The organism is Cedecea selenatireducens, from assembly GCF_042138895.1.
Classification (GTDB): Bacteria; Pseudomonadota; Gammaproteobacteria; order Enterobacterales; family Enterobacteriaceae; genus Cedecea; species Cedecea selenatireducens.
On the sequence record NZ_JBHIKW010000008.1, the window covers coordinates 52,072 to 78,157 of the forward strand.

General features: G+C 55.0%; 22 protein-coding genes. 9 read left to right on the forward strand and 13 right to left on the reverse strand.

What is annotated here, in order from left to right:
- Positions 1-118: 118 nt before the first annotated feature.
- On the reverse strand, positions 119-1,294 hold the full coding sequence (manA, locus tag ACE38U_RS14245; RefSeq protein WP_375529979.1) for a mannose-6-phosphate isomerase: 1,176 nt from the start codon (positions 1,292-1,294) through the stop codon (positions 119-121).
- A 206-nt stretch (positions 1,295-1,500) separates the two neighbouring features.
- Here manA and fumA point away from each other — a divergent pair, with 206 nt between their 5' ends.
- Together fumA and fumC are read left to right on the forward strand one after the other, a co-directional pair.
- Positions 1,501-3,147, forward strand: coding sequence for a class I fumarate hydratase FumA (gene fumA, locus ACE38U_RS14250; protein ID WP_038473111.1), 1,647 nt, complete (start codon positions 1,501-1,503; stop codon positions 3,145-3,147).
- Between the two features lie 51 nt (positions 3,148-3,198).
- Positions 3,199-4,596 (forward strand): class II fumarate hydratase, encoded by a 1,398-nt coding sequence (gene fumC, locus ACE38U_RS14255; protein WP_038473110.1) that lies wholly within the window; start codon positions 3,199-3,201, stop codon positions 4,594-4,596.
- 3 nt (positions 4,597-4,599) lie between these two features.
- Here the strand turns inward: fumC and tus are convergent, their stop codons facing one another.
- Together tus and rstB are read right to left on the reverse strand one after the other, a co-directional pair.
- The gene (tus, locus tag ACE38U_RS14260; protein ID WP_038473108.1) at positions 4,600-5,529 is read right to left on the reverse strand and encodes a DNA replication terminus site-binding protein; all 930 of its coding nucleotides are present in this window, start codon (positions 5,527-5,529) and stop codon (positions 4,600-4,602) included.
- Between the two features lie 119 nt (positions 5,530-5,648).
- Positions 5,649-6,944, reverse strand: a complete 1,296-nt coding sequence (rstB, locus tag ACE38U_RS14265; RefSeq protein ID WP_375529980.1) for a two-component system sensor histidine kinase RstB — start codon at positions 6,942-6,944, stop codon at positions 5,649-5,651.
- A 291-nt stretch (positions 6,945-7,235) separates the two neighbouring features.
- Between rstB and ACE38U_RS14270 the strand changes: the two genes are divergently transcribed.
- Positions 7,236-7,589, forward strand: coding sequence for a hypothetical protein (locus ACE38U_RS14270; protein ID WP_038473105.1), 354 nt, complete (start codon positions 7,236-7,238; stop codon positions 7,587-7,589).
- 53 nt (positions 7,590-7,642) lie between these two features.
- Here ACE38U_RS14270 and rstA read toward each other — a convergent pair whose 3' ends face one another.
- The 4 genes from rstA to ydgH form a co-directional block, all read right to left on the reverse strand.
- Positions 7,643-8,371: a two-component system response regulator RstA gene (gene rstA, locus ACE38U_RS14275; protein ID WP_038473103.1), complete on the reverse strand. Its 729-nt coding sequence runs from the start codon at positions 8,369-8,371 to the stop codon at positions 7,643-7,645.
- 77 nt (positions 8,372-8,448) lie between these two features.
- The gene (folM, locus tag ACE38U_RS14280; RefSeq protein WP_375529981.1) at positions 8,449-9,165 is read right to left on the reverse strand and encodes a dihydromonapterin reductase; all 717 of its coding nucleotides are present in this window, start codon (positions 9,163-9,165) and stop codon (positions 8,449-8,451) included.
- A gap of 38 nt (positions 9,166-9,203) precedes the next feature.
- Complete coding sequence (locus ACE38U_RS14285; RefSeq protein WP_038473100.1) at positions 9,204-10,586, reverse strand: amino acid permease; 1,383 nt, start codon at positions 10,584-10,586, stop codon at positions 9,204-9,206.
- Between the two features lie 302 nt (positions 10,587-10,888).
- Positions 10,889-11,833 carry a DUF1471 family protein YdgH gene (ydgH, locus tag ACE38U_RS14290; RefSeq protein ID WP_038473098.1) on the reverse strand — a complete coding sequence of 315 codons (945 nt, stop codon included), beginning with the start codon at positions 11,831-11,833 and terminating at the stop codon, positions 10,889-10,891.
- A gap of 550 nt (positions 11,834-12,383) precedes the next feature.
- Here ydgH and pntA point away from each other — a divergent pair.
- Both pntA and pntB read left to right on the forward strand, forming a co-directional pair.
- Positions 12,384-13,913 carry a Re/Si-specific NAD(P)(+) transhydrogenase subunit alpha gene (gene pntA, locus ACE38U_RS14295; RefSeq protein WP_176981668.1) on the forward strand — a complete coding sequence of 510 codons (1,530 nt, stop codon included), beginning with the start codon at positions 12,384-12,386 and terminating at the stop codon, positions 13,911-13,913.
- A gap of 10 nt (positions 13,914-13,923) precedes the next feature.
- A complete protein-coding gene (gene pntB / locus ACE38U_RS14300) occupies positions 13,924-15,312 on the forward strand; it encodes a Re/Si-specific NAD(P)(+) transhydrogenase subunit beta (RefSeq protein WP_038473095.1) in 1,389 nt (462 codons plus the stop codon).
- Positions 15,313-15,315: 3 nt separating this feature from the next.
- On the opposite strand, the gene ACE38U_RS14305 is transcribed toward pntB, so the two are convergent.
- Positions 15,316-16,239, reverse strand: a complete 924-nt coding sequence (locus ACE38U_RS14305; protein WP_375529982.1) for a DMT family transporter — start codon at positions 16,237-16,239, stop codon at positions 15,316-15,318.
- A 225-nt stretch (positions 16,240-16,464) separates the two neighbouring features.
- Between ACE38U_RS14305 and ACE38U_RS14310 the strand changes: the two genes are divergently transcribed.
- Positions 16,465-17,379, forward strand: a complete 915-nt coding sequence (locus ACE38U_RS14310; protein ID WP_038473092.1) for a LysR family transcriptional regulator — start codon at positions 16,465-16,467, stop codon at positions 17,377-17,379.
- Positions 17,380-17,438: 59 nt separating this feature from the next.
- On the opposite strand, the gene uspE is transcribed toward ACE38U_RS14310, so the two are convergent.
- From uspE to ogt, 3 genes are all read right to left on the reverse strand, one after another.
- A complete protein-coding gene (gene uspE / locus ACE38U_RS14315) occupies positions 17,439-18,389 on the reverse strand; it encodes a universal stress protein UspE (protein WP_038473091.1) in 951 nt (316 codons plus the stop codon).
- Positions 18,390-18,522: 133 nt separating this feature from the next.
- Positions 18,523-19,275, reverse strand: coding sequence for a fumarate/nitrate reduction transcriptional regulator Fnr (fnr, locus tag ACE38U_RS14320; RefSeq protein ID WP_038482703.1), 753 nt, complete (start codon positions 19,273-19,275; stop codon positions 18,523-18,525).
- A gap of 193 nt (positions 19,276-19,468) precedes the next feature.
- A complete protein-coding gene (gene ogt, locus ACE38U_RS14325) occupies positions 19,469-19,984 on the reverse strand; it encodes a methylated-DNA--[protein]-cysteine S-methyltransferase (RefSeq protein WP_038473089.1) in 516 nt (171 codons plus the stop codon).
- Between the two features lie 443 nt (positions 19,985-20,427).
- Here ogt and smrA point away from each other — a divergent pair, with 443 nt between their 5' ends.
- The gene (smrA, locus tag ACE38U_RS14330) at positions 20,428-20,991 is read left to right on the forward strand and encodes a DNA endonuclease SmrA (RefSeq protein WP_038473088.1); all 564 of its coding nucleotides are present in this window, start codon (positions 20,428-20,430) and stop codon (positions 20,989-20,991) included.
- A gap of 32 nt (positions 20,992-21,023) precedes the next feature.
- On the opposite strand, the gene ACE38U_RS14335 is transcribed toward smrA, so the two are convergent.
- A complete protein-coding gene (locus ACE38U_RS14335) occupies positions 21,024-21,947 on the reverse strand; it encodes a LysR substrate-binding domain-containing protein (protein WP_038473086.1) in 924 nt (307 codons plus the stop codon).
- A 379-nt stretch (positions 21,948-22,326) separates the two neighbouring features.
- On the opposite strand from ACE38U_RS14335, the gene hglS reads away from it, so the two are divergent.
- Together hglS and ACE38U_RS14345 are read left to right on the forward strand one after the other, a co-directional pair.
- Positions 22,327-23,670 carry a 2-oxoadipate dioxygenase/decarboxylase HglS gene (hglS, locus tag ACE38U_RS14340; protein ID WP_038473084.1) on the forward strand — a complete coding sequence of 448 codons (1,344 nt, stop codon included), beginning with the start codon at positions 22,327-22,329 and terminating at the stop codon, positions 23,668-23,670.
- Positions 23,671-23,711: 41 nt separating this feature from the next.
- Entirely contained in the window at positions 23,712-25,214 is a 1,503-nt protein-coding gene (locus ACE38U_RS14345) for a carboxylesterase/lipase family protein (protein WP_375529983.1), read from the forward strand.
- Here the strand turns inward: ACE38U_RS14345 and ACE38U_RS14350 are convergent.
- On the reverse strand, positions 25,201-26,052 hold the full coding sequence (locus tag ACE38U_RS14350; protein ID WP_375529984.1) for a LysR family transcriptional regulator: 852 nt from the start codon (positions 26,050-26,052) through the stop codon (positions 25,201-25,203). The genes ACE38U_RS14345 and ACE38U_RS14350 overlap by 14 nt on opposite strands.
- Between the last annotated feature and the right edge of the window lie 34 nt (positions 26,053-26,086).

Sequence of the window (26,086 nt, forward strand, 5' to 3'; positions counted from 1 at the left end):
TATCCATGTTTAGAAGCCGGTAGCCGTCCCCCACCGGGCGAAAGAAAAACGCCTGATAACAGGCGCTTTCGTTAACGTGCTTACTAGCTTAGCAATACGCGCTAAAAAGATCAGTAAGTTAAAGTTTATTAAACACTCGCGCTACCCGGCCTACGCCGCTGACGGCAATCGGGGATTCTGCGGCGCTAATAAAGGCTGACTCACCCGGCTTCAACACCAGACGCTGGGCGTCTTTGGTTAGCACGGCTTCACCTTCAACGCAGAACACAATGGCCGCGCTTTGCTGAGCGAGCGTGGCTTCCTGCGTGCTCAGGTCATGCAGCGAGAAGGCAAAGTCGTCCACAGGGATAGGGAAGTCCAGCTCGCTGCCGTTTTTCTGTGGCTGAGTCAGCAGCTGGCTGGCCGGTTTTGGCTCAAATTTAACGTTGGCAACCAGCTCAGGAATATCAATGTACTTCGGCGTTAACCCGGCACGCAGCACGTTGTCAGAGTTGGCCATTACTTCCAGCGCCACGCCGTTCAGATAGGCATGTGGCGTTTCGGCGAACAGGAACATCGCTTCGCCGGGTTCAAGCTTAACTACATTCAGCAGCAGCGGAGAGAAGAGGCCGCTGTCGTCCGGGTAAAATTCGGAAATCACGCGAATGGTTTCCCACGGCTCACCCTGCTGGTTATTCAGGGCAGCTTTCAGTACGCCAAGTGCCAGGGATTTCTCTTCACCCTGCATATTCAGCAGGCCGGCGAACAGCTGTGCCAGGCTTTCTGCGCCGGGCTTCTGCAGGAAATGAGCAATCAGCGGATGCGCACCGGAAACCGGCTGCAGCAGCGACATAATGTCGGAGAACTCGCGGAAGGCGTTCATCGCGAGGAATGGCGTAAGGGCAAACACCAGCTCGGGCTTGTGGTTGGGGTCTTTGTAGTTGCGCTCTGCGGCATCTAACGGAATACCGGCGGCGTTTTCTTTAGCAAAACCGATTTCAGAAGCTTTTTTATTCGGGTGAACCTGAATCGATAGCGGCTGGGCGGCGCAAAGCACTTTGAACAGGAAAGGCAGCTCGCCAAAACGCCCGGCAACGGCTTTCCCCAGCAATGCTGGCTGGTCAGCGTCAATTACATCGCGCAATGCGTGCTGTTGCCCGTTAGCATCGAGCACTTTTGAGCTACTCTTTGGGTGAGCGCCCATCCACAGTTCGGCCATGGGCTTATGCTGCGGGTTGGCGATGCCGTACAGTTCCGTTAACGCCGTTTCACTTCCCCAGGCATAATTTTGTACCGCATTGATCAATTTTTGCATCTCAGGTCCCTGTCATCATTGAGTCGAAGTTTCAGTTATTAAACCAATTATCCGCCGTGAAGTAACCAGGGCAACAAAAAGTCGTATTAGTCTCAGTTTCTGTTAAAAAATTGTGTAGCATGTTATGAATTGTTTTTGGAATGCAGCGTAAGATCCTGCGCTGAAATATAAAAATTAACGTTACTGTTGTCGCAAGTGAGAAAAATATGTCGAATAAACCCTTCCATTACCAGGAGCCTTTCCCGCTCCAGAAAGACCCGACCGAATATTACCTCCTGAGCTCCGACCATGTTTCCGTCGCCGAGTTTGACGGCCAGCAAATCCTCAAGGTTGACCCTCAGGCCCTGACGCTGCTCGCCCAGCACGCCTTCCACGACGCTTCGTTTATGCTGCGCCCGGCGCATCAACAGCAGGTGGCGGACATTCTGAGCGATCCGGAGGCCAGCGAAAACGATAAGTATGTTGCGCTGCAGTTCCTGCGTAACTCCGACATTGCCGCCAAAGGCATTCTGCCAACCTGCCAGGACACCGGCACCGCCATCATCATGGGCAAAAAAGGCCAGCGAGTCTGGACCGGCGGCGGCGACGAAGAAGCGCTGTCTCGCGGCGTTTACAACACCTTTATTGAAGATAACCTGCGCTATTCCCAGAACGCTGCGCTGGATATGTATAAAGAGGTGAACACCGGCACCAATCTGCCGGCACAGATTGACCTCTACAGCGTGGACGGGGATGAATATAAGTTCCTGTGCATCGCCAAAGGCGGCGGTTCGGCCAACAAAACCTACCTCTATCAGGAAACCAAGGCGCTGATAACGCCGGCGAAGCTGAAAGACTACCTGGTTGAGAAGATGCGCACTCTGGGCACCGCGGCCTGTCCGCCGTACCACGTGGCGTTTGTTATCGGCGGTACGTCTGCCGAAGCCACGCTGAAAACAGTGAAACTGGCCTCAACCAAGTACTACGACGGTCTGCCAACCGAAGGTAACGAATACGGCCAGGCGTTCCGCGATGTGCAGTTGGAAGAAGAGTTGCTGAAAGAAGCCCAGAACCTTGGCCTGGGTGCGCAGTTCGGCGGCAAATACTTCGCGCACGATATCCGTGTCGTTCGCCTGCCGCGCCACGGAGCGTCCTGCCCGGTCGGCATGGGCGTGTCATGCTCTGCAGACCGCAACATCAAGGCAAAAATCAACAAAGACGGCATCTGGCTTGAGAAGCTGGAGCACAACCCGGGCAAATACATTCCGGAAGAGCTGCGTCAGGCGGGGGAAGGGGAAGCCGTTAAGGTTAACCTGAACCGCCCGATGAAAGAGATCCTCGCCCAGCTGTCCGACTTCCCGGTGTCCACCCGTCTGTCGTTAACCGGCACCATTATTGTGGCGCGTGACATCGCTCACGCTAAACTGAAAGAACGTCTCGATAACGGGGAAGATCTGCCGCAGTACGTGAAAGACCACCCTATTTATTACGCAGGCCCGGCCAAAACGCCGGACGGTTACGCTTCCGGCTCCTTAGGGCCGACGACCGCGGGCCGCATGGACTCCTACGTGGATCAGCTGCAGGCCAACGGCGGCAGCATGGTAATGCTGGCAAAAGGCAACCGCAGCCAGCAGGTGACGGACGCCTGTCACAAACACGGTGGTTTCTACCTGGGCAGTATTGGGGGGCCGGCGGCGGTGCTGGCGCAAAACAGCATCAAGAGCCTGGAGTGTGTGGAGTACCCGGAACTGGGTATGGAAGCCATCTGGAAAATTGAAGTGGAAGATTTCCCGGCGTTTATCCTGGTGGATGACAAAGGCAACGACTTCTTCCAGAAAATTCAGCTCTCACAGTGTTCTCGATGCGTTAAGTAATACTCGAGCCGCCGTAAAACGGCGGCTTTTTTTATCGCAAAGGAGAAAGGCATGACATCCAGTCGCAGTGAAAAAGACTCAATGGGCCCGATCGACGTACCTGCAGATAAACTGTGGGGGGCGCAGACTCAGCGTTCACTTGAGCACTTCCGCATCTCTACCGAGAAAATGCCGACCGAGCTGATTCGGGCGCTGGCGCTCACCAAGCGTGCGGCGGCCAAAGTCAACGTTGACCTTGGCCTGCTGCCCGCAGAGCGCGGCACGGCCATTATCGCCGCCGCCGATGAAGTGCTGGCCGGGAAGCATCCCGGTGAGTTCCCGCTGGCTATCTGGCAGACCGGCTCTGGCACCCAAAGCAACATGAACATGAATGAGGTGCTGGCGAACCGTGCCAGTGAAATTCTGGGCGGCGTGCGTGGGATGGAGCGACTGGTGCACCCGAACGACGACGTTAACAAAAGTCAGAGTTCGAACGACGTTTTCCCGACCGCCATGCACGTGGCGGCCATTATCGCGGTACGCGAGCATCTGCTGCCGCAGCTAAACGTGCTCAAACAAACGCTGGCGAAAAAGGCGGATGCCTTTAAGGATATCGTCAAAATCGGCCGTACCCACCTGCAGGACGCCACGCCGCTGACGCTTGGGCAAGAGATCTCCGGCTGGGTGGCGATGCTTGAGCATAACCTGAAGCATATCGACCACAGCCTGCCGCATCTGGCGGAGCTGGCGCTGGGCGGCACGGCGGTGGGGACCGGGCTGAACACCCATCCTGAGTATGCCGTTCGCGTGGCAAAAGAGCTGGCTGACTTCACGAAGCAGCCGTTCGTCACTGCGCCAAACAAGTTTGAAGCGCTCGCCACCTGCGATGCGCTGGTACACGCGCATGGCGCGCTGAAGGGGCTGGCCTCTTCGATGATGAAAATCGCAAACGACGTTCGCTGGCTGGCTTCCGGGCCGCGCTGCGGTATCGGCGAGCTATCTATCCCTGAGAACGAGCCGGGCAGCTCCATCATGCCGGGGAAAGTGAACCCGACCCAGTGCGAAGCCGTGACCATGCTGTGCTGCCAGGTGCTGGGCAATGACGTGGCGGTGAACATCGGCGGCGCGTCCGGTAACTTCGAGCTGAACGTTTACCGCCCGATGGTTATCCATAACTTCCTGCAGTCCGTTCGCCTGCTGGCCGATGGCATGGAAAGCTTCAACGAACATTGTGCGGTGGGCATCGAGCCTAACCGTGACCGCATCAGCCAGTTGCTGAACGAGTCGCTGATGTTGGTGACCGCGCTCAACACCCATATCGGCTATGACAAAGCGGCAGAAATTGCCAAAAAAGCCCATAAAGAGGGACTGACCCTTAAGGCATCGGCGCTCAAGCTCGGTTACCTGACCGAAGAAGAGTTCGATGCCTGGGTTCGCCCGGAGGATATGGTCGGCAGCATGAAGTCGTAAGTTTTACCTTTCACTGTAAAGGTGCAGCCGCGGGATAATCAGTCTCAGCGGCTGCGCTTCCGGCTTGTAGCGATGGCGAATATTTTCCGCGTCATAATTCAGCAGTTCCCCTAAATCGGGCGGTGTTTCACCGCTTTCCTGTCGGCATAACACGATCAGCGGAGTAGGGCAGGCATACTGCACCTGTTTTTGCTGCGCCTGGTACCAGACGCGCGCCACGGGCTGGACCTTGACCGGGCGTTTGATTTTCAGCCGGGTATTTTCCGGCAGCCTTTGAACATCATTGATTTCCTGCGCGACGCGTTCAGCCCACTGCTCTTTCGTCCATGGCGGCACGGCCCGCCCGGCGTTAAGGCTTTTCTCAAGCATCTCCAGCACCTGCTGGCGGCTAAGGTTTTTGACTATCTGCTTATTGGCCCAGCCGAAGCGCACGGTATCCGGCGTTTCAAGCAGGGTGATAGCGCGGTAGGCGTTCAGGGTAAGCAGGCCGGGAATGTGGCGGTGCACCCACTCAAAACGCTGGGCAGAGGGCAGCTCAGACTCGACGCTGATAATGTGCTCCAGGGAGTACTTTAGCTGGTTGATATGTTCCAGAAGCACGCTGGTTTGTTGGAATTGATCTTCGGTCACTGAATAGCAGAGCGCACCAGGCAAACGCACGGCGGCCTTGGTGCTGGTTTTTTCCGACTGCTGCTGGATAAACAGCCGCGTAAAGTGGGCGACGGCAGCCTGGTGCGCTTCCTGGCCCACGCGTTGCGTCACTTCTATAGCCGAGAGCGGATCGTGTTCTTTGCTTTTTTCAATCGTGGGCAGCGTAAAAACTCTCCCGCTCAACAGCCTGAATTGCCCGAGCTGTTCACGCAGCACAATCAGCTGTTGTTCCAGCTCGCGGCAGGTGGACGTCAATCGTTCAATAATATCGTAGCGTGGCATGAGGGCTCTCTTTAGTTACAACATACTAAAGAACTGTAGCAACAGGTGCACACTTCAGCAATAGCGTCGTTTGTGTTCAGCAGGGAAAAACGGGCCCGACAGATGTTCGGGCCAGAGAGTCAGGAGAGGTAAGTGGTGTTGACCGGCCACGAAAAACGGAAGCTGGCGCCGCCCAGCGGGCTGCTATCAATAGTGACTTGCCCGCCCATGGCAACGGCGATGGAGTGCACTATCGCCAGGCCAAGGCCGCAGCCACCGGTGGCGCGATCACGGCTCGGGTCGAGGCGAACAAAAGGCTCGAATACGCGGGCGCGTTCTTCTTCCGGAATACCCGGGCCGTCATCTTCAACCTGCAGATTCGCAATATCACCTTCACGCCACAGGCTGATGCGCAGCTGCTGCTGGCTGTAGCGCAGGGCGTTGTTGATCAGGTTGTCGGTGACTCGCTCCATCAGGCGAAGATCCAGCGCCCCATAGTCGATAGCGGTGACGGTATCTGTCTCGAGGGCTATCTGACGCTGACGGTGGATGAGCTGTACGTCGGCAATGTGCGTTTCCATCCAACTGGCAAATTTCACGTGTGCAAGATGAAGTTCGGTCTGCGGGCGGTCAAGGCGTGCATAGGTGAGCAGCTCGTCAATCAGCGCCTCTAGCTGGCCAATATCACGATTGAGCGCCTGCGACTCTTCTGCGCTGAGGTTATCGCTCATTTCAAGGCGGTAACGCAGGCGAACCAGCGGCGTTCTGAGCTCATGCGCAATCCCGTCGATTAGCTGCTTTTTGCTGGCAATCAGGGCATTAATATTATCGGCCATTTGGTTAAAGGCGATGCCTAATCGTTCAAAGCTTGAGGCATTATCAAAATGAATGTGCTCATCGAGATGCCCTTTACCAAAGCGCTGCGCGGCACTTTCAAGCTTCAGCATGTCCTGCCAGTGTGGGCGCATCCAGATAAACACCGGGAAGGCGAGTGAGATGGCAATAAAGGCAATCAGGCCTATGTCCAGCAGCCTCATTTGGTGCAGATAAAACAGGTAAGGAATCGGGCCCACCGCAAGCACATAGTGGCTGCGCGGAATGCGTTGGATAAAGGTGTACTCCTCATCCAGCGCCACGATTTCACCCTCCCGCAGATGACGGGCGGCAACGTCATCTAGCTTGAACTTGCTCATCGGCTCGATATTGAGCTTAAAAGAGAGGTTCAGGTCGAGATCGTTGATGGTTTTATTCCAGTCACGCGGCGGGATTTCACGCAGCTCGCTTCGCATCAGGTACAGCGAGCTTTTCATTAAATCATCCAGCGACTGGCGGCCCGCGCGTTCGGCGGTGAATTTATACACCAGGCCGACCAGCATGGTCATCACCAGGAAGCAGACAAACAGCAGAAGGTAAAACTGCACGAACAGCTTTTTCATTAAATATTACCGTAAATTAATGACATACGTATGTGCTTCAGGTTTCTCCTGCCGCTATTACAGCATTATATCCAGCGTTACGTCGAAAGCAGTATTCAATCCAATATAATATTGTTTTCAATCTCCAGTCCCGAGTTTTTGGTCAGGCACTGATGAACTTTTTCTGAAAACCGCGTCGGTATTTAAGAATTTTCTCGTATCAGGTTCATCTTTGTCTAAAATCTACGTGCTATTTTAACGGGCTAATATGCGTAAATAATTTTTAGATGTAAATTCATAGGGATTTTGGCAATGACAAAAAAATGGGGTTCTGCTGCTGCTGTACTTCTTTTGGCTGGTGGGGTGATTGTTCTTTCCGGTTTCAACTCTTCTGTTCCTCCGTTTGTCTCTACTGCACAAGACAGGCTTGAGTCCTATCTTTCCTACAGTTTTGGCCCTCAGCGTTGTTCAAATAATAAACAACAGAATGGAGAGTGGAGTATTAGCTGTGCTACTGAGGATGGCTCACGTCAGTTTGTATACAGCGTTGATGACACCAGTGATAAAGCCTATGGCTTTACCCTCACCGCACTGAACGAGATGGCCAGGAACACAGAGAACGTCGATCTGCTTACTTTCCTGGATATAAAAACGCCGGTGAAGTAGGCGTTTATCTAAAAACCCGCGTTAGCGGGTTTATTCGCCTGGTACACCTACCATTAAGCTTCACTTTCCCAGGCATGGGGCGCAAACAAATAGCCTTTATTGCGTACGGTTTTAATGCGGAAAGGCTCAGTGGCGTTATCAAGCAGCTTTTTACGCAGGCGAGAAATGGCCACGTCCACGCTGCGATCCATCCCATCGTAGGTCACGCCACGTAGATTTTTCAACAGAGCGTCACGGTCCATTATCTGGCCCGCGTGCGTTGCCAGTTCCCACAGCAGATCGAAATCGGCCGTCGACAGCACGACGTTTTCATCACCAAGCGTTACCTGGCGGTTGAGCGGGTCGATACAAAGCGTGCCAAAACGAATGGCTTTGTGCGGCTTGAGGTTACTGGCGGTGGTGTCAGCCGTTTGTTGGGCTGAAACGCGTTGGCGCAAATGCAGTCGCAACCGTGCCAGGAGCACGGCAGGCGGCGTTGTTTTCAAAATATAGTCATTAGCACCCATCTCAAGCGAGAGAATATGGTTCATATCACTGTCTAATGAGGTCAGCAAAACAATCGGGCCATCCCACTGTGGGCGCAAATCCCGACACAGCGTCATCCCGTCTTTTCCCGGGAGCATAATATCAAGCAGGACCAGGTCCGGCTGCTGTTGCTGGATAACCGCCTCGGCGCGATCGCCGCGTGTTTCAACAATAACGTCAATGTCGTGTTTCCCGAGATAGGCGGCAATCAGGCTACCGACTTCCGGGTCGTCTTCCACGTAAACTATTTTGCTCATAATCCGCCGCGTCGGCTGTTAAAAATTTAACATACAATGATGCAATAGATTACACCATTAATGGTTGGTAAACAGCGTTAGCGTAGGTGGCGTCCACCGTCCACGGCGTGGCTTCTGCCGGTGACATAGCGGCTGGCCAGCAGGTACTCAACGAGGCTGACAATCTCTTGTTCGCCTGGCGCGATCTTCATTAGCGATTTATTCAGCGAGCGCTGACGATAGTCTGCATCGTCTCCGGCGTTAAACATGATTAGCGCCGGCGCGATGGCGTTGACCTTGACTTCGGGAGCCAGCTTCGAGGCAAACGAAAGCGTCATGTTTTCAAGTGCGGCTTTGCTGGCGGCGTAGGCAATATACTTATCGTTGCCGCGCTCAGCGACGTAATCGGTGAGGTGAATAATATCGCTCCCCGCCTGTCCGTGGCCGCGCAGCAATGTTTCAAGCTCGTGGTTAAGCAAGTAGGGGGCCGCAACGTGGATCTGCATCATTGCCTGCAATGTATCGCCGAGCGCGGTGTCGCGACTCTCCGGCTGCCATTCACTGGCATTATGAATGAGGGCTCGCAGCGAAGGCGTAAGCGACTTCACTCTTGCGGCGAATTCAAGGATGCCTTCATTGCTCGAAAAATCAGCGTGAAGGCAAACGGCCCCTGCCTGTTCGAGCATGTCGACGGCAGAATACCGCGTGCGGTAGCTAATGATTAATGGCTGAGACTTAGCCAGAAAATGCTGAGCCAGCGCCAGGCCAATACGTTGCCCGGCACCGGTGATAAGAATTGGACGATTAATAGTCATGCTCCCCTAATCTACATCGCGGCCGGGGAGGGTGTCGATTAGCCCACCAGCATCCAGGTCGCCGGAAATGCTGCCAGCAGCATCAGGCCAATAATGGTTCTTTCTTTTAAATTTAGCGACTTTTCGTGCGTATGGGTATGACGCGCGTAAAGAAACACTAATAATCCAGGGGCATACAGCACCACCGAGAGCAGCAGATGCATCGGCCCTGACGCGTAAAGGAGCCACAGGCCGTAAAGACAGGCCCCGATGCCAATCGCCTTATGCAGCGGACGAGTGGCGATTTTGAGCAGATAAGCACCGACCAGGAAATAAGGCACCAGAATCATTTCTGAAGCAATGGTCAGCAGCGTGTTGTAGTCAGACCCGGTGAGCCAGATCAGCACCAGGCACACCTGCACGCTGATATTCGTGAGCCAAAGGGAGGCCGACGGGGCGTTATTTTTATTCTGTCGAGCGAACATTCCCGGGAAGGCTTTATGGGTCGCCGCCAGAAGTGGCACCTCAGCCGCCATAATCGTCCAGCTCAGGTACGCGCCGCATACCGAGACAATCAGCCCGGCAGCGATAATGACTTCGCCCCATGGCCCCATCATTTCAACCATCAGGCCGGCCATCGACGGGTTACGCATTGCCGCCAGTTCAGGGCGAGCCACAACGCCAAGCGAAAGCAGCGTGACCAGCAGATAGACGCTCAGCGCGGCAACCACCGCCAGCAGCGTTGCCCTACCAACATCCTTTTTATTTCGCGCACGTGCGGATACCACAACCGCACCTTCCACGCCGATAAACACCCACAGGGTGATAAGCATGGTATTTTTCACCTGCTCCCAAACGGGAACGCCAAGCTTGATGCCGGTGAAATCGAGGGAGAAGGTCGAGAGTTTAAAGCCTATGGCCGCCAGCACCACGAACATCCCTAAAGGCAGCAGCTTAGCCAGCGTAGCGACCAGGTTGATGCTGGCCGCCGTCTGTACGCCTCGCAGAACCAGCCAGTGCACCATCCATAACAGCACGGAGGCACCGACGATCGACTGCCATGTATTACCGTCGCCAAACAGGCGCAGTTCCGGCGTGTCGGTAAAGAAACTCAGCGCCGAGAAGACAATCACCAGGTAAGACACGTTGGCTATCACCGCGCAGAGCCAGTAACCCCAGGCGGAGAAAAAGCCGATTAACTCGCCAAAGCCTTCGCGCGCGTAGGTGAATATTCCACCATCAAGATCGGGGCGCAGTCGGGTAAGTACCAGCATCGCCACAGCCAGTAAAAGAATACCAACGCCAGTGATCGCCCAGCCGATCAGTAACGCTGCCGGACTCGCTACGCTTGCCATATTCTGCGGCAGGCTGAATACGCCAGCGCCGAGCATGGAGCTTAATACCAGCGCGGTTAGCGCTGCGAGGCCAAGTTTCTTTTCCATAGGTATCCTGTTGAGGTCGGAAAGGATCCCGCATAATTATTTTGCTTTTTCGCATATAAATGGAGGATCGCTCTAAGGCGCGGGATTTTACGGAGTGTGCACACTGCTTGCAATGCGCGTGGTGCGATAAAATGACTTGAGTGCAAAAAAAAAGGCAGCGTAAGCTGCCCTTTCATGACTGAGATGATTCATTGCCCTTCAAAAAACTTACATTTTTTAAATAAAAACAATGAATTACATTCTGTGATTTACTTGCCTTCAAACAAAGGCAGCGTAAGCTGCCCTTGCATTGATGGTGTATCTTATTTAAACAGGTCAGCGCTAACGGTTAAGTTGTTGCCACGTTCCTGCCACTGGCGGGTGACGTGGTAGAACTTAGCCCCTTTAGCTGCCGCACGCTTCGCCACCTGGTAGGAGACGTCGGTCATGCTGCTGAAGTTGCCGGTGAACTTGATGCTGTCAAACGGTACCATCTGGGCAGCCGTAATCTTATTCACTTCCTGAACTTTGGTGCCGTCAGGTAACGTTACGGTGTAGCGCGTACCCTGTGAAGATTGCGTTTCGAAGAAACGGCCAACGTCAGAGGACGGGGTTTCAGAGGAAGCAACGCCCGGAATTTCCACGTTCTTCGCGGCTGCGCCGCCCGCAGCTAACGCGGCTTTGCCCGCTTCGGAATTGGCCGGCAGCAGGTCCGGGCTCTGAACAACACGTTTTTTAGCATCCGCTTTATAAATAAAGGCGGTTACGCGCTGGTTGCCGCCCTGGTTGGTATCAACCTGGCGTACGATGAAGAAGGACGCGGCACCTTTGTCACGCGCGGCTTTAGTGATCGCGTCGTTGACATCGGGCTGGGTACGGAAGAAGCCCTGAACGGTCACCGTATCAAAAGGTTCAAGCTTATAGGCCTGATCCTTCGGCAGTTCCATCAAGCCGTTGATGACACGATTTTTAGGCGCATCGGCTTTAGCGGCATCATTTTTATAAACGTCAGCCACGACGCGGGAGTTACCGCTTTCGCCCATTGCGCTGGTGTCCAGCACGTAGAATGAAGCGGCGCCTATGGCATCTGCGCGGCGAGAAACGGCAGCAACAGCGTCGCCGATAGCATTAAAACGGCCCGTTACGGTAATACGATCGTACGGCTTAAGTGCGGCCGCCTGCTCTGGGGTCAGTTCGGTCGCCGCCTGAGCGGACAGCGAAGTCACGGAAATAAGAGCCGACGCCAGAAGGGTGTTCTTGAGATTCATAAAAATAATCCTTCGCCTTGCGCAAAATGAGTACTAGTACTGCGTTCTCTGATAAAGACCGATTAGTCGCCGATTATGGCTTGAAATAACGTCCTTGTCTGCGCCATTTTTCACGCCTTGTGCCTTCCCGACGACGAACGACGGCAGCAATCGTTATTAAGTTAAAAAAAGAGGCATTCACCGGTAAAACTGATAAAGCTTATGACTTATTTAGTTAATGCGTTGTTAAAAAATGGGTTTTGCTGCGGCGTAGAATCATGTCTTACCGCTTCGCTTAAGCGTATTATCAGGCCCTGGCGCGTAAATAGAGATAAAAATAGCTGCCTGGCCACGCGATAGCTGAATTTTTGCGATAAAAATACAAATACCCGGATGCGGATCTAGATCACAGTCGTTATTTTCAGTAGGTTATAAAAAGTTTGTTACAGATGTATTTTTTGTTGAAGTGGTAATGGAACAGATATCTGCCGGCAGAGTGCGGGCGGATGCTTGCGTCTGGCCATGGCAAGGTCTGGCAAACCATCATCAAAAACAGGTGGAAGGGAATACTATGCGTATTGGTGTACCAAGAGAGCGGTTGACCAATGAATCCCGCGTGGCAGCCACGCCGAAAACGGTAGAGCAGCTGATAAAATTGGGGTTCACGGTCGCCATTGAAAGTGATGCCGGAAAACTGGCAAGCTTTGATGACGAAGCGTTTGAACGCGCGGGTGCGAGCATCACCGACAGCGCAGATGTCTGGCAGTCGGACATTATTCTTAAAGTGAACGCACCGCTGGAAAACGAAATTGAGCTTGCCCGCGAAGGGTCAACGCTGGTGAGCTTTATCTGGCCAGCGCAAAACCCCGAACTGCTTGAAAAGCTCGCGGCGCGGAACATCACCGTGATGGCGATGGACTCTGTGCCGCGTATTTCGCGCGCGCAATCTTTGGATGCGCTTAGCTCCATGGCGAACATCGCCGGCTATCGTGCCATCGTAGAAGCCGCACATGAATTTGGCCGCTTCTTTACCGGGCAAATTACCGCCGCAGGGAAAGTACCGCCTGCCAAAGTCATGGTGATTGGTGCGGGCGTTGCGGGGCTCGCTGCCATCGGCGCGGCCAACAGCCTCGGCGCCATTGTGCGTGCGTTTGATACCCGCCCGGAAGTAAAAGAGCAGGTGCAAAGCATGGGCGCCGAATTCCTGGAGCTGGACTTCAAAGAAGAAGCCGGCAGCGGGGACGGCTATGCGAAGGTGATGTCAAAGGCCTTTATTGACGCGGAAATGGCGCTGTTTGCGGCCCAGGCGAAAGAGGTCGACATCATTGTCACCACCGCGTTAATCCCAGGCAAACCGGCCCCGAAGCTGATCACCCGTGAAATGGTGGACTCCATGCAGGCGGGGAGCGTTATCGTCGATCTCGCCGCGCAAAACGGCGGCAACTGCGAATATACCGTTGCGAACCAGGTCACCGTCACCGCGAACGGCGTGAAGGTCATCGGCTATACCGATTTGCCAGGTCGCCTGCCAACGCAGTCTTCCCAGCTTTACGGTACCAACCTCGTTAACCTGCTTAAGCTGCTGTGCAAAGAAAAAGACGGCAACATTACCGTCGATTTTGATGACGTTGTGGTACGTGGTGTGACGGTTATTCGCGAGGGCGAAGTCACCTGGCCTGCACCTCCGATTCAGGTTTCTGCCCAACCTCAGGCGAAGGCAAAACCTGCAGCAGAACCGGTGCCAGAGAAAAAACCCACCTCGCCGTGGTTTAAATACGGCCTGATGGCGCTGGCGATTATTCTGTTCGGCTGGTTTGCGAGCGTTGCGCCAAAAGAGTTCCTCGGCCACTTCACCGTGTTTGCTCTGGCCTGCGTCGTCGGCTATTACGTTGTATGGAACGTCTCTCATGCGCTGCACACGCCGCTGATGTCGGTGACCAACGCTATTTCAGGGATTATCGTCGTCGGCGCGCTGCTGCAGATTGGTCACGGCGGCTGGGTCAGCTTCCTGAGCTTCATTGCGGTACTGATCGCCAGTATCAATATTTTTGGTGGTTTCACCGTCACTCAGCGCATGCTGAAAATGTTCCGGAAGAACTAAGGGGTAACAAATGTCTGGAGGATTAGTTACAGCTGCATACATTGTTGCCGCGATCCTGTTTATTTTTAGCCTGGCTGGCCTGTCCAAACACGAAACCTCAAAGCAGGGCAACCTGTTCGGTATGGCGGGGATGGCGATTGCGCTGGTGGCGACCATTTTTGGCCCGGAAACCGGCAACGTGGTGTGGATTATCATCGCCATGGTTATTGGTGGCGCGATTGGTATTCACCTGGCGAAAAAGGTCGAAATGACCGAAATGCCTGAGCTGGTTGCCGTGCTGCACAGCTTTGTGGGCCTGGCGGCGGTGCTGGTGGGCTTTAACAGCTACCTGGATCACGGTCCGGGTCTTGAGCCGATCATGGAGAACATCCACCTGACGGAGGTCTTCATCGGGATCTTTATCGGGGCGGTGACCTTCACCGGGTCTATCGTGGCCTTCGGTAAGCTGCGCGGTAAAATTTCGTCTAAACCGCTGATGCTGCCAAACCGCCATAAGCTCAACCTCGCGGCGCTGGTGGTTTCCTTTGCGCTGTTGCTGGTATTCGTGCGTACCGAAAGCGTCGGCATGCAGGTGCTGGCGGTACTGATTATGACCGTTATCGCGCTGGCGTTTGGCTGGCATCTGGTGGCCTCCATCGGTGGGGCAGACATGCCGGTTGTGGTGTCAATGCTTAACTCCTACTCCGGTTGGGCAGCGGCGGCGGCGGGCTTTATGCTCAGCAACGACCTGCTTATCGTCACCGGTGCGCTGGTTGGTTCATCCGGTGCCATCCTGTCTTACATCATGTGTAAGGCAATGAACCGTTCATTCTTCAGCGTTATCGCAGGTGGCTTTGGCACCGATGGTTCCTCTAGCGGTGAAACAGAAGAAGCCGGTGAGCACCGTGAAATCAGCGCGGAAGAAACCGCTGAGATGCTGAAAAACTCGACCTCGGTGATCATCACCCCGGGCTACGGCATGGCGGTGGCTCAGGCACAGTATCCGGTCGCGGAAATTACCGAGAAGCTGCGTGCGCGTGGGATCAAAGTTCGCTTTGGTATTCACCCCGTAGCCGGTCGTTTGCCGGGGCACATGAACGTACTGCTGGCGGAAGCCCGCGTGCCTTATGATGTCGTGCTGGAAATGGACGAAATCAACGACGACTTTACCGATACCGACACCGTGCTGGTGATCGGGGCTAACGACACCGTTAACCCTGCCGCCCAGGACGATCCGCGCAGCCCAATTGCCGGCATGCCGGTACTGGAAGTCTGGAAAGCGCAGAACGTCATTGTGTTTAAACGTTCGATGAATACCGGCTACGCAGGCGTTCAGAACCCGCTGTTCTTTAAAGAAAACACTCAGATGCTGTTTGGCGATGCCAAAGCCAGCGTCGAAGCGATTCTGAAAGCGCTTTAAGCGTCAACTGTCTCGCGAAAGCCGTCCGAAAGGGCGGCTTTTTTTTGCCTGTCCTGAGCAAAGGGCTATCCCGGCAGTAATCAACAACGCGCTTATCAAATGAAAAGCGTGCAGCGTGACATTCAAAAACAGAATGCTGAACGCGCCGCCGCTGAGCGGGATCAGGTGCGAATAGATCTCTCCCCGCGTTGCGCCAATCGCTAAAATCCCTTTGTTCCAAAGCAGATAAGCCAGCCATGAAGGGAAGATAACCAGGTAGCCCAGCCCGGCTAAAAAACCAGTGTTCAGATACTGGCCTTTAAACGGCTGCGGCTGGTGCATAAGCGTAAAAACAAGCAGCGGAATTAGCACCAGGGCACCAATCACGGCGCTGACGGCGACAAAGGCATTACCGCCGATGGTTTTGGGCTTAAGCCGTAAAAATGCACAATAGAGCGCCCAGCTTGCCGCCGATCCCATCGTCCATGCATCGCCCCGGTTCAGGTTTTTCAACGTGTCGAGATGCAGCAAATCCCCCTGCATTACCAGATAGATCACGCCTGCGGAACTCAAAATAACGCCCAGAATGTTGCGGCGCGAGATGACCTCCCTGAACACTAGCTTATTGATAAGCAGCACCAGCGCTGGCGTGGTCGACAGGTAAATGGCGGCGTTGAGCGAGGAGGTGTACTGCAGTCCCACATACAACGTCACCGGAAACAGCACCTGGCCACAAAGCGCCAGAAAAAAGACCGTGCCCCTGGCCTGCATCATCTCCGGCCACTGTTTTTTAACCTGCGCCCCGTAAAGCGCCATTAACAGCAGCGCGGTCAGCAACCAGCGGGCTTCTGAGAGAACAATTGGATCGGCCTGAGCCACCAGTAAATGCCCGACAACATAGTTACCTCCCCAGAACAGGGCGGCGAGGCTGAGTAATAAATACGGCATAGATTGATTTCCATCATATGATGCTGGCAGGATGCCGTGTAGATATCGCTTTTATCTATAATTACGATGAGGCATGCGGCCAGCTCGGTAAATTAACGTCTGCTCAGGCGCCTGATGGCTTGATTTTAAAGGCGTGTAACGCTTTTTAGTCGACAGGAAAAGGATAAACATCCGCCTGGTGTAAAGCGAATTCATCTTTTCCATTTCAAGGTATCGTTTTTATCTATGAAGTTTACTCTGCGGCAACTGGAGTTTTTCATCGCCTTAGCACAGACGAAACAGATCTCTAAAGCGGCAACCCGCTGCCATATTTCGCAGTCATCAATGACGGTGGCCATGCGCAATCTGGAAGAGGCCCTGAACAGTCAGCTTTTCCTGCGTAAGCCCAGGGGCGTGCAGCTCACGCCGTCCGGCGAGCGCTTTTTACTTCATGCCCGCAAAATCATCAGCGACAGCCAGCATGCCATAGAAGACCTGCAGTACCAGCCTGAGCTGGCAGCCGGAGAGCTGACCATCGGCATTGCGAAGACGCTTGCCGCCTACCTGCTGCCGGCAATTATCAGCGAGGTTGAACAGCACTTCCCGCTGATGACCCTCCGCTTTGTTGAAGACGATCCCGCTGAGCTTATCCAACAGCTTCGGGACAAAATGCTGGCGTTTGCCCTGGTGCTGACGTCGAATATCATCCACGACGCAGGGCTGAACGTTGAGACATTTATCCGCTCGCAGCGCCGCCTGTGGGTTTCGCAGGGGCATCCGCTGTTGAACCAGCCCGCGATAAAGCTGGCCGATATCGCAGGCGTGCCGTTTATCATGCTGGATACGGACAAATACCCGGACGTGATTTGCCAGCACTGGCAGGCGAAAGGCGGGCAGCCCAACGTTACTTTTACCACCACGTCTTTTGAAACCGTGCGCAGCCTGGTGGCCAAGGGAAGGGGCGTCACCATTCTGTCCGATCTGGTTTATCGTCCCTGGTCGCTTGAGGGGCTGCGGGTGATGAGAAAAACGATAGAGGATAGCGCAACCTATATGGATGTTGGCGCCGTGCTGCTGCAGGGGAAACCGCTGGCGGAGAGTGAGCGAATGGTGCTCGATTACCTGCGGGGCATCATCATTCGCCTCGATGATAACGCCTGAGCGACAAATAAAAATCCCGCCGGTATTCAGCGGGATTTCTGCTTAAGGGCCTGGCGACATCAGTCGTCTTCCGGATCGTCCATTTCGACCGGCGTCTGGTAATCATCCGGCTTTATGACCAGTAAATCACAGCGCAGATGGTCGATGACCTGCTCTGCGGTATTGCCCAGAAATGCCGCAGACAGCCCGGTGCGGCCCACCGTACCAAGTACCACAATCCCGGCCTGCAGATGCTCGGCCATGTCCGGGATCACTTCTTCAGGCAGCCCTTTCTCAACGTGGGTCATCTTCTCGTCGATGGCGTATTTCTGGCGCAGCGCCTTCATGGCGACAAGGTGCTGGCCGCGAATCGCGTCGTTATACACGCTCGGGTCAAAATCAGGCAGCTCAATGGCAATGTTGATTGGCGTGACCGGGTAGGCGCCTATCAAATGGACTTCGGTATGGTTGACATCATCCGCCAGCTTCAGGGTTTCCTTCACCAGCTTTTCATTCAGCGCATTGTGGTAAAGCTCTTCGCTGGCAAGATTGACCGCCACCAGCGCTTTACCGCCTTCAGGCCACGGCTGGTCTTTCACCATCCACACCGGACAAGGGCATTTACGCAGCAGATGCCAGTCGGTTGGGGTGAATATTACCGCTTCCAGCCTGTCGTGCTGGTGGGCCATTTTCAGCAGCAGGTCGTGCCCGCCGGCGATCACTTCCTGGATGATGGCTTCAAACGGGCGGTTGTGCCACACCACTTTGATATCAATAGGAATGCCGGCTTCAATGTAGTACTGCGCCTGCTGTTTAATCCAGGCCGTACGCTGGCTGATAACCCCTTTGCGCATGGCGGTGCGTTCATCAGGCGACAGAAGCGTGGTCATTTCGTAGGAAAAGTCATAGATAGGCAGGAAGGCTTTGATCCTGCCGCCAATCCGTTGATGCAAATAAACAGCACGCCGCAGGGCAGGTTGATCGTCCTGGTTCGGGTCAATCGCGACAAGCATGTTTTGGTAGTTTGCCATACAGGTCTCCTTACAACTGCTTAACCACAGTCTGTGAAGTAAGATTAACCCATAAGAAAGGAATGAAACAGGTGGAGAGCCCCTGCCGGATCAATAAATGGAATAAAAGGCGATCCGGCAAAGGAGGGGGTTATCAGGCGACGTTACGTGACTGGCCCGCAAGGTCTGACAACAGGTCGATGTTCTCGATGGTGATGTACTTGCCTTTCACCGCCAGCATACCGCTCTTCTGGAAGCGACCCAGCAGGCGACTGATGGTTTCCACCGTCAGGCCGAGGTAGTTACCGATATCGCCACGGGTCATGGTCAGGCGGAACTCACGCGGCGAGAAGCCACGCTGGGCGAAGCGGCGAGAAAGATTGTAGATAAACGCCGCCAGGCGCTCTTCGGCATTCTTTTTCGACAGCAGCAAAATCATGTCCTGGTCGCCTTTAATTTCGCCGCTCATCAGGCGCATCATCTGCTGACGCAGGCTTGGCATTTTACCGGACAGATCGTCGAGGGTCTCAAACGGGATTTCACACACCATAGAAGTTTCCAGCGCCTGAGCGAAGCTCGGGTGATGGCCGGTGCCGATGGCGTCGAAGCCAACCAGGTCACCCGCCAGGTGGAAACCGGTGATTTGCTCATCGCCCTGCTCGGTAATGGTGTAGCTTTTGATGGTGCCGGAGCGAATAGCGTACAGCGATTTCAGTTCATCACCCGCTTTAAACAGGGTTTGTCCCTTTTGAATCGGCTTTTTACGCTCGATGATATTATCAAGCTGATCGAGTTCATGCTCATTAAGCGTGAAGGGGATGCATAATTGGCTGATGCTGCAATCCTGGCAATGGATAGCACAACCGCCAGACTGAATTCGTCGAATAATACGCTTTTCAGGGATCATAGATATGCTCGGACCGTAATTGATATTGGTCAATTTTAACATCTTTTTTGCGATCAGGTAAGTCTGGCAGAACGCTATCCGGACAATAATAAAGGTAGGGGGCTAAAAAAAGGCCGTCATCTTGTTGAATTCACTAAAACATTAAAGTGCAGCGACTCCGTTTCGGAATAAATAGCCGCACTTTTGGCAACTTCTACAGTAATAAATAGCCTTCGTGGCGCAGCAGCCACTCTTTCCGCGCCACGCCGCCCGCGTAGCCAGTCATCGTCCCGTTACGGCCGATAACGCGATGGCAGGGCACCACGATACTGACCGGGTTTGAGCCGTTAGCGGCGCCGACAGCGCGTGCCGCTCCGGCCCGGCCCAGCTGCTCCGCAAGCTGCCCGTAATGCATCACTCGCCCGCAGGGAATATCACGCAGAGCTTGCCAAACCTGACGCTGGAAATCCGTGCCTGCGGTGGCCGTAGGCAGAGCATCAATTACCGCCAGGTCGCCCGCAAAGTAATCGCGTAGCTTATCGCTCAGTCCATTCGGGTTTCGGCTGCTAACGCGTTGAAAACCTTGCGCACCATAATGAATGTTGAGCAGCTGTGCCATGCGATCGCTATGTTCTTCCCACTCCACGGCCCGAAGCCTGAACTGCTCATCGCACAGGATCCACAGCGGCCCAACAGGCGTGTCAATTTTATCTTCCAATATCGTCAGCACGGCATAACTCCGTTTTTATTGCGGGTTCAGGCCGATGTCCGGCCCCTTTGCAGGCTGAAAAGATAGCATGCGTTCAACGATAGCAGCCAGACCCCAAAAGGATTAACGCCGCGGAGTAATATGCAGGCAGAAAAAGAATCCAACGATAATAACGATCAATGGCATCGGAAAACCCATTATCTCCTGACCGACCGTTGAGCCGAAATAGCGTCATCCGGGCAGCCTGATTGCGGCGGTGATTATTTTCCAATGCAGATAATAATAATTGCTATTGCGGTTATTTGATTCACGTTTTTTTAACGCAAATGCAAAGTATTTATTTTTTAAAAAAACAGTGGCGCAAATAATGCGCCGGGTTTACGAAATGAAGCCTGGCATTATCCCCGTTGAGCCCTACGCAGGGCGAGGTTATAGTAGCCGCAGATAACACCGGAGGATTGACCGTGAACCTTGACGACAAATCGCTGTTTCTTGACGCCATGGAGGATGTCAAACCGCTGAAAAACTGCGCAGACAGCCAGTGGATCAAACCTCAGAAAGAGAACGTTGCTGCAAAGCCGGATCCCACCCAGCTCGACAACTTTCTCACCACCGATTTTTTGGAAATCATCCCCCTCGACACGCCGCTTGAGTACAAGCGTGAAGGCTTACAGAACGGCGTGCTGGACAAGCTCAGGCTCGGAAAATACGGCCAGCAGGCCAGTCTCAATCTGATTCGCCAGCCCGTTGAACGCTGTCGACAACTGCTCTTTTCCTACGTCATGCAGGCGAAACAGGATGGCCTGCGTAATCTGCTGATCGTTCACGGCAAAGGGCGAGAAGATAAATCCCATGCCAACGTGGTGCGCAGTTTCCTTGGGCGCTGGCTGGCCGAGTTTGACGAGGTTCAGGCTTTTTGCGTGGCGATGCCGCACCACGGCGGCAGCGGGGCCTGCTATGTTGCTTTAAAAAAATCAGAGCAGGCTAAACTGGAAACGTGGGAAAAACACGCCAAACGCAGCCGTTAAGGCCGTAGCCGCAGAGATTGCGGCTACGGTTCTCAGGCCGGCATCGATTTACGAATTGAAGACAGCAAAATCTGTGCGGCCGTTGAAAGCGGGGTGTCCACGCGCGTCAGAATACCGATAGGCTCTCCGACGCCCGGAATGGGGACGGGGAGGGCAGTCAGCGTGCCCTGTCGCAAATCATCCTTCACCGCACCTGACGGCACAAACCAGACGTAGTTGTACTCCACGGTGAGCTGGCGTGAGAGAGAAGCGGAAAGCGTCTCAACGCAGGTCGCGGGCAGCTTACAGCCCTGTGAAGCAAGCAAAGACTCCGCGTTGTCGCGCGGCACCGTGCCCTGAGGTGAAACCACCGCAGGCCATTCCATCACCCGGCTCAGGGTAATATTTTCATGCAGCAGCGGGTGATTAGGGCGCACGACCAGCTTGAGGGACTCGAGGAACAGCAGTTCATAGTTAAGGCCGGTCATCAGCTCAGGATCGGACATTCGCCCAATCCCCAGGTCCAGCTCGCCGGACTTCAGCCCCGCCAGCAGCATGGTGTTATTCATCGTGCCAACCTGGAGCGTGACGTCGCTCTGATGCTTATGAAACTCTCCGATAACCGCCGGTAAAATGCCCAGGGCCGCAGTAGGAAGCGCGCCAATGCGCACGACATCAGAAGGCCTGTCCTCTTTTCTAATAAACGACTGTCCGGCATGGTTCAGGGCATCAAGCACTTTTACCGCATGGGTTAAAAACTGCTCGCCCGTCAGGGTTAGCTGGGCCCCCAGCCGCCCGCGTTCGAACAGGCGGGTACCGGTCAGCTGTTCCAGCTCGTTGAGGGTTTTGGAGAGAGCCGGCTGGCTCAGGTTAAGGGTTTCAGCCGCGCGACCCAGGGTTCCCTGCTGAGCGACGGCTACGAAAGTATGCAAATGGCGCAAGCGAATGCGCTGATTGAAGAGACCGTTTTTTTCCATAGCCGATGTTAAAAACAGTCCGGCTTCGCTGACAAGCTTTGGTGTTGAATTTTGATAACCTGATTGCAAAATATCATTAACATTTGGCTATGACTAAGCGCATAACAGATTTAAATCAGAGGAGATTTTTCCGGTGCGGGTGCAGCTAATGCTCTGAAAAGTGACGCCGATCGGCAGATTTGCGCGTTGCCTGTTTTAGTTAATTTTTTGTTAATTTATACTCGTGGGGATGGCCATTCTTCATAACACGATGTTATGTAATGTGCTGAAAAAATTACTTTTTAGGCGCTGCAAAGCAGATCACAAAATGGAAATTCTTCCTGATAAGTGATCCACCAGGCTCTACGCTTTCAGCACTATCCACTGGAGGCATGACATCATGGCGAACACCCTCACGGCCGATGAGATTCGGGACAAATTTTCGCAAGCTATGTCGGCGATGTACCAGCAAGAAGTTCCGCAGTACGGCACCTTACTGGAGCTTGTGGCCGATGTGAACCTGGCGGTGCTGGAACACGATCCTGAACTGCATCAGCAACTGGAAAACGCCGACGAGCTGGCCAGGCTTAGCGTGGAACGTCACGGTGCCATTCGCGTTGGCAAAGCCGAAGAGCTGGCGGTATTAAAGCGGATTTTTGCGGTCATGGGCATGCATCCGGTGGGCTACTATGACCTGTCCCAGGCCGGGGTGCCGGTGCATTCTACCGCCTTCCGCCCGATTGATGATCAGGCGCTGGCCCGCAACCCCTTCCGCGTGTTTACCTCTCTGCTGCGCCTCGAGCTGATTGATAACCCGGAACTCAGGGCGCGTGCCGCCGCGATTCTGGCTCAACGTGACATTTTTACTCCACGCTGCCGTGAGATGCTGGATCTTCATGATAAGCAGGGCAGTTTTAGCGAAGATGAGGCCAATATATTCGTGGCCGAAGCGCTGGAAACCTTCCGCTGGCATCAGCACGCCACGGTGGATGCCGACACCTATCGCGCTCTGCACGACGAACATCGCCTGATTGCCGACGTAGTTTGCTTCCGTGGCTGCCACATCAACCATCTCACGCCCCGCACGCTGGACATCGATCGCGTGCAGTCCCTGATGCCGGAACGCGGCATCACGCCAAAAGCCATTATTGAAGGCCCGCCTCGCCGTGAGCGACCCATTCTGCTTCGCCAGACCAGCTTTAAAGCGCTGGAAGAGCCTATTTTGTTTGCCGGCGAGCACCACGGTACGCACACCGCGCGTTTTGGGGAAATCGAGCAGCGTGGCGTCGCGCTGACGCCTAAAGGCCGGGCGCTGTACGACGAGCTGCTGCTGGAAGCAGGCAACGGCACCGACAACCTTAGCCATCAGCATCACCTGCAGGAAGTGTTCAGCCGCTTCCCGGACAGCGATGCGCTGCTGCGCCGTCAGGGGCTGGCCTATTTTCGCTATCGCCTGACGCCGGTGGGCGACATGCACCGCCAGTCCATCAAACCGGGCGACGATCCACAGCTGCTTATCGAGCGCGGGTGGCTTGTCGCGCAGCCGATAGTTTATGAAGACTTCCTGCCGGTCAGCGCTGCGGGCATTTTCCAGTCGAACCTGGGCAGCGACGGCGGGCACCGGCAGCACGGTCATTCCAGCCGGCAGGAATTCGAAGAGGCGCTCGGCACGGCGGTTACCGACGAATTTAGCCTTTATCAACAGGCGGAAGATCGCAGTAAACGGCGTTGCGGTTTGCTGTAAACGCGTTACCCTGCTGGGATATCAGTTACAAGGAACAGCAGATGGAACACGTTGTTAACGTTGCTCAGGGTCAACTGAGCGGCGTCCTGCAGGGGGATATTGCGGTGTATCGCGGTATTCCCTTTGCCGCTCCTCCCACCGAAAACCTGCGCTGGCGAGCGCCACAGCCGCCTGAGAGCTGGCCAGGCGTTCGCGTCGCCGATACCTTCGCCCCGGCCTGTTGGCAAAGCCTGGAGTACTGCAAGGCGGTCGGCGGCGGCGATCCCGGCCAGTTCTCGGAAGATTGCCTCTACCTCAATATCTGGACGCCAGCCCGACGCGACGACAAACCGCTGTCCGTCATGGTCTGGCTGCACGGCGGCGGTTACACCATCGGGGCCGGTTCGCTGCCGCCTTACGATGGCGCGGCGCTGGCCTCGCGCGGCGTTGTATTAGTGACGGTGAACTATCGCCTCGGGCACCTGGGCTTTTTTGCGCATCCTGCGCTGGACGAAGAAAACCCGGATGGCCCGGTTCATAATTTCGCCTTACTCGATCAGATAGCCGCGCTGAAATGGGTGAAAGAAAATATTGCCGCTTTTGGCGGTGATGCCGCCAGCGTGACGCTGTTTGGCGAATCAGCGGGGGCACGCAGCGTGCTCTCGCTGCTGGCTTCGCCATTAGCCAGCGGGCTTTTCCACAAAGGCATAGTTCAAAGCGCCTATACCTTGCCGGACGTCGATCGCCGCAAGGCCCTCAGACGTGGGGTGGCGGTGGCTGAACATTTTGGGCTGCAAAATGCCAGCGCCGAAGCGCTGCGCTCGCTTCCCGCCGACGAGCTGTGGGCTCTGGAGGCTCCGCTGAACATCGGCCCGACGCCCATTAGCGGCGATATCGTTCTGCCCGAACCGATGCTGGATGTTTTCTTTGCCGGGCGACAGCACCGCATGCCGCTGATGGTCGGCAGCAACAGCGACGAAGCGAGCGTGCTGAGCTACTTCGGCATAGATCCCGCCGGGCAGGTTGAGCTGCTGCGTCGGGAAAAGCGTTTTGGCCTGGGCCTGATAAAATTGCTTTATCCGGGCGTTAAAGGGGACGCTGAACTGGGGCGGCAGGTATGCCGGGATATGGCGTTTACGACGTCAGGATTTGTGGTGATGCAGGCGCAGCAGCGCGTCGGTCAGCCCTGCTGGCGCTACTATTTTGACTACGTGGCAGAGGCCGAGCGAGAAACCTACGCCAACGGCACCTGGCACGGCAACGAAGTGGCGTATGTCTTTAACACGCTGCAGCTCTCCCCGCCGGCCAGCGAATATGTGAATGAACGGGACCTGCAGTTTGCGGCGCACGTCGGTGACTACTGGGTAAGTTTTGCCCGCAGTGCCGGAGCGCACAGCAAATCGCTACCCGGGCCGGTCAACTGGCCCGCCTGCACCAAAGGGCGGGATCGTACGCTGCGTCTGGGCGTGCACCTGCGGGCGAAATTTAAGGTGGAAAATCGCTTTATGCGCATGAGGATGCAGCTGTTTAAGCGGGTGATGAAACACCACGTCAGCCTGGACTGAGCAGCTCATTGCAAAACCCCTCGAGCCCGGCGGCATGTTCGCTGTCGGGTTTTACCGCCAGCCGGTAACCTGCGCCGGTTTTCACGCTACCGGCAAACGGTCGCACCAGCCGTCCGGTCCGAATATCTTCGGCAACCAGCGTTTCGTCGGCTATCGCAATGCCAAACCCCTGAATAGCCGCGCTGATGGCAAGATCCATCGTGTCGAAGTGCTGATTTTTAGTCATGGCCTGCCACGGTGCGGGGTTATCTGAAAGCCACAGCGACCAGTCGGTACGATCGCGGGTTGGGTGCAAAAAGGTTAATCGCTCCCAGCCACTCGCGTGTTGCGGCAGCAGTCCCTGGCTGATGACCGGGGTCAGGGCTTCTTCAAACAGCAGCGTGCCGCTCCTGGCCTGCTGGCCAAACACAATTGCGGCGTCAAACGGCTCATTTTTGAAATTGACGCCGTGCTCAACGGTGGTGGTCAGCGCCACCTGTATTTCCGGCATACGCTGTTCAAGCTGGATGAGTCTGGGCACCAGCCAGCGCATGGCGCAGGTGGGGGCCTTGAGCCGGATAATTTCAGGCTTATGGCATGCGCGGTCTGCCACGTCCAGCAGCCTGTTGAAGGCGCTCTGCAGGTCAGGGAGAAGGGCGCTGCCCTGAGGCGTAAGACGCAGCCCACGCGCGTGGCGTTCAAAAAGCGCAAAGCCAAACCACTGTTCCAGCGCGGCAATTTTGCGGCTGACCGCGCCTTGAGTCAGGCACAGCTCTTTCGCCGCTCTGGTGAGGTTCAGGTGCCTGGCGGTGACCAGGAAAGCATCGAGGGTATTAAGGGGGAAATTACGCCGGGTCATAACGCTCTCCGCTGAGCTATGCATTTTTTGCATG

Excerpts from the sequence above, each read along its gene's own strand:
- fumA (WP_038473111.1), top strand. The coding sequence starts at position 1,501 with ATGTCGAATAAACCCTTCCATTACCAGGAGCCTTTCCCGCTCCAGAAA.
- ydgH (WP_038473098.1), bottom strand. The coding sequence starts at position 11,833 with ATGAATCTCAAGAACACCCTTCTGGCGTCGGCTCTTATTTCCGTGACT.
- rstB (WP_375529980.1), bottom strand. The coding sequence starts at position 6,944 with ATGAAAAAGCTGTTCGTGCAGTTTTACCTTCTGCTGTTTGTCTGCTTC.
- ACE38U_RS14270 (WP_038473105.1), top strand. The coding sequence starts at position 7,236 with ATGACAAAAAAATGGGGTTCTGCTGCTGCTGTACTTCTTTTGGCTGGT.
- ACE38U_RS14350 (WP_375529984.1), bottom strand. The coding sequence starts at position 26,052 with ATGACCCGGCGTAATTTCCCCCTTAATACCCTCGATGCTTTCCTGGTC.
- fnr (WP_038482703.1), bottom strand. The coding sequence starts at position 19,275 with ATGATCCCTGAAAAGCGTATTATTCGACGAATTCAGTCTGGCGGTTGT.
- pntB (WP_038473095.1), top strand. The coding sequence starts at position 13,924 with ATGTCTGGAGGATTAGTTACAGCTGCATACATTGTTGCCGCGATCCTG.
- ACE38U_RS14305 (WP_375529982.1), bottom strand. The coding sequence starts at position 16,239 with ATGCCGTATTTATTACTCAGCCTCGCCGCCCTGTTCTGGGGAGGTAAC.
- fumC (WP_038473110.1), top strand. The coding sequence starts at position 3,199 with ATGACATCCAGTCGCAGTGAAAAAGACTCAATGGGCCCGATCGACGTA.
- manA (WP_375529979.1), bottom strand. The coding sequence starts at position 1,294 with ATGCAAAAATTGATCAATGCGGTACAAAATTATGCCTGGGGAAGTGAA.
- tus (WP_038473108.1), bottom strand. The coding sequence starts at position 5,529 with ATGCCACGCTACGATATTATTGAACGATTGACGTCCACCTGCCGCGAG.
- ACE38U_RS14310 (WP_038473092.1), top strand. The coding sequence starts at position 16,465 with ATGAAGTTTACTCTGCGGCAACTGGAGTTTTTCATCGCCTTAGCACAG.
- rstA (WP_038473103.1), bottom strand. The coding sequence starts at position 8,371 with ATGAGCAAAATAGTTTACGTGGAAGACGACCCGGAAGTCGGTAGCCTG.
- folM (WP_375529981.1), bottom strand. The coding sequence starts at position 9,165 with ATGACTATTAATCGTCCAATTCTTATCACCGGTGCCGGGCAACGTATT.
- ACE38U_RS14285 (WP_038473100.1), bottom strand. The coding sequence starts at position 10,586 with ATGGAAAAGAAACTTGGCCTCGCAGCGCTAACCGCGCTGGTATTAAGC.
- pntA (WP_176981668.1), top strand. The coding sequence starts at position 12,384 with ATGCGTATTGGTGTACCAAGAGAGCGGTTGACCAATGAATCCCGCGTG.
- uspE (WP_038473091.1), bottom strand. The coding sequence starts at position 18,389 with ATGGCAAACTACCAAAACATGCTTGTCGCGATTGACCCGAACCAGGAC.
- ACE38U_RS14345 (WP_375529983.1), top strand. The coding sequence starts at position 23,712 with ATGGAACACGTTGTTAACGTTGCTCAGGGTCAACTGAGCGGCGTCCTG.
- hglS (WP_038473084.1), top strand. The coding sequence starts at position 22,327 with ATGGCGAACACCCTCACGGCCGATGAGATTCGGGACAAATTTTCGCAA.
- ACE38U_RS14335 (WP_038473086.1), bottom strand. The coding sequence starts at position 21,947 with ATGGAAAAAAACGGTCTCTTCAATCAGCGCATTCGCTTGCGCCATTTG.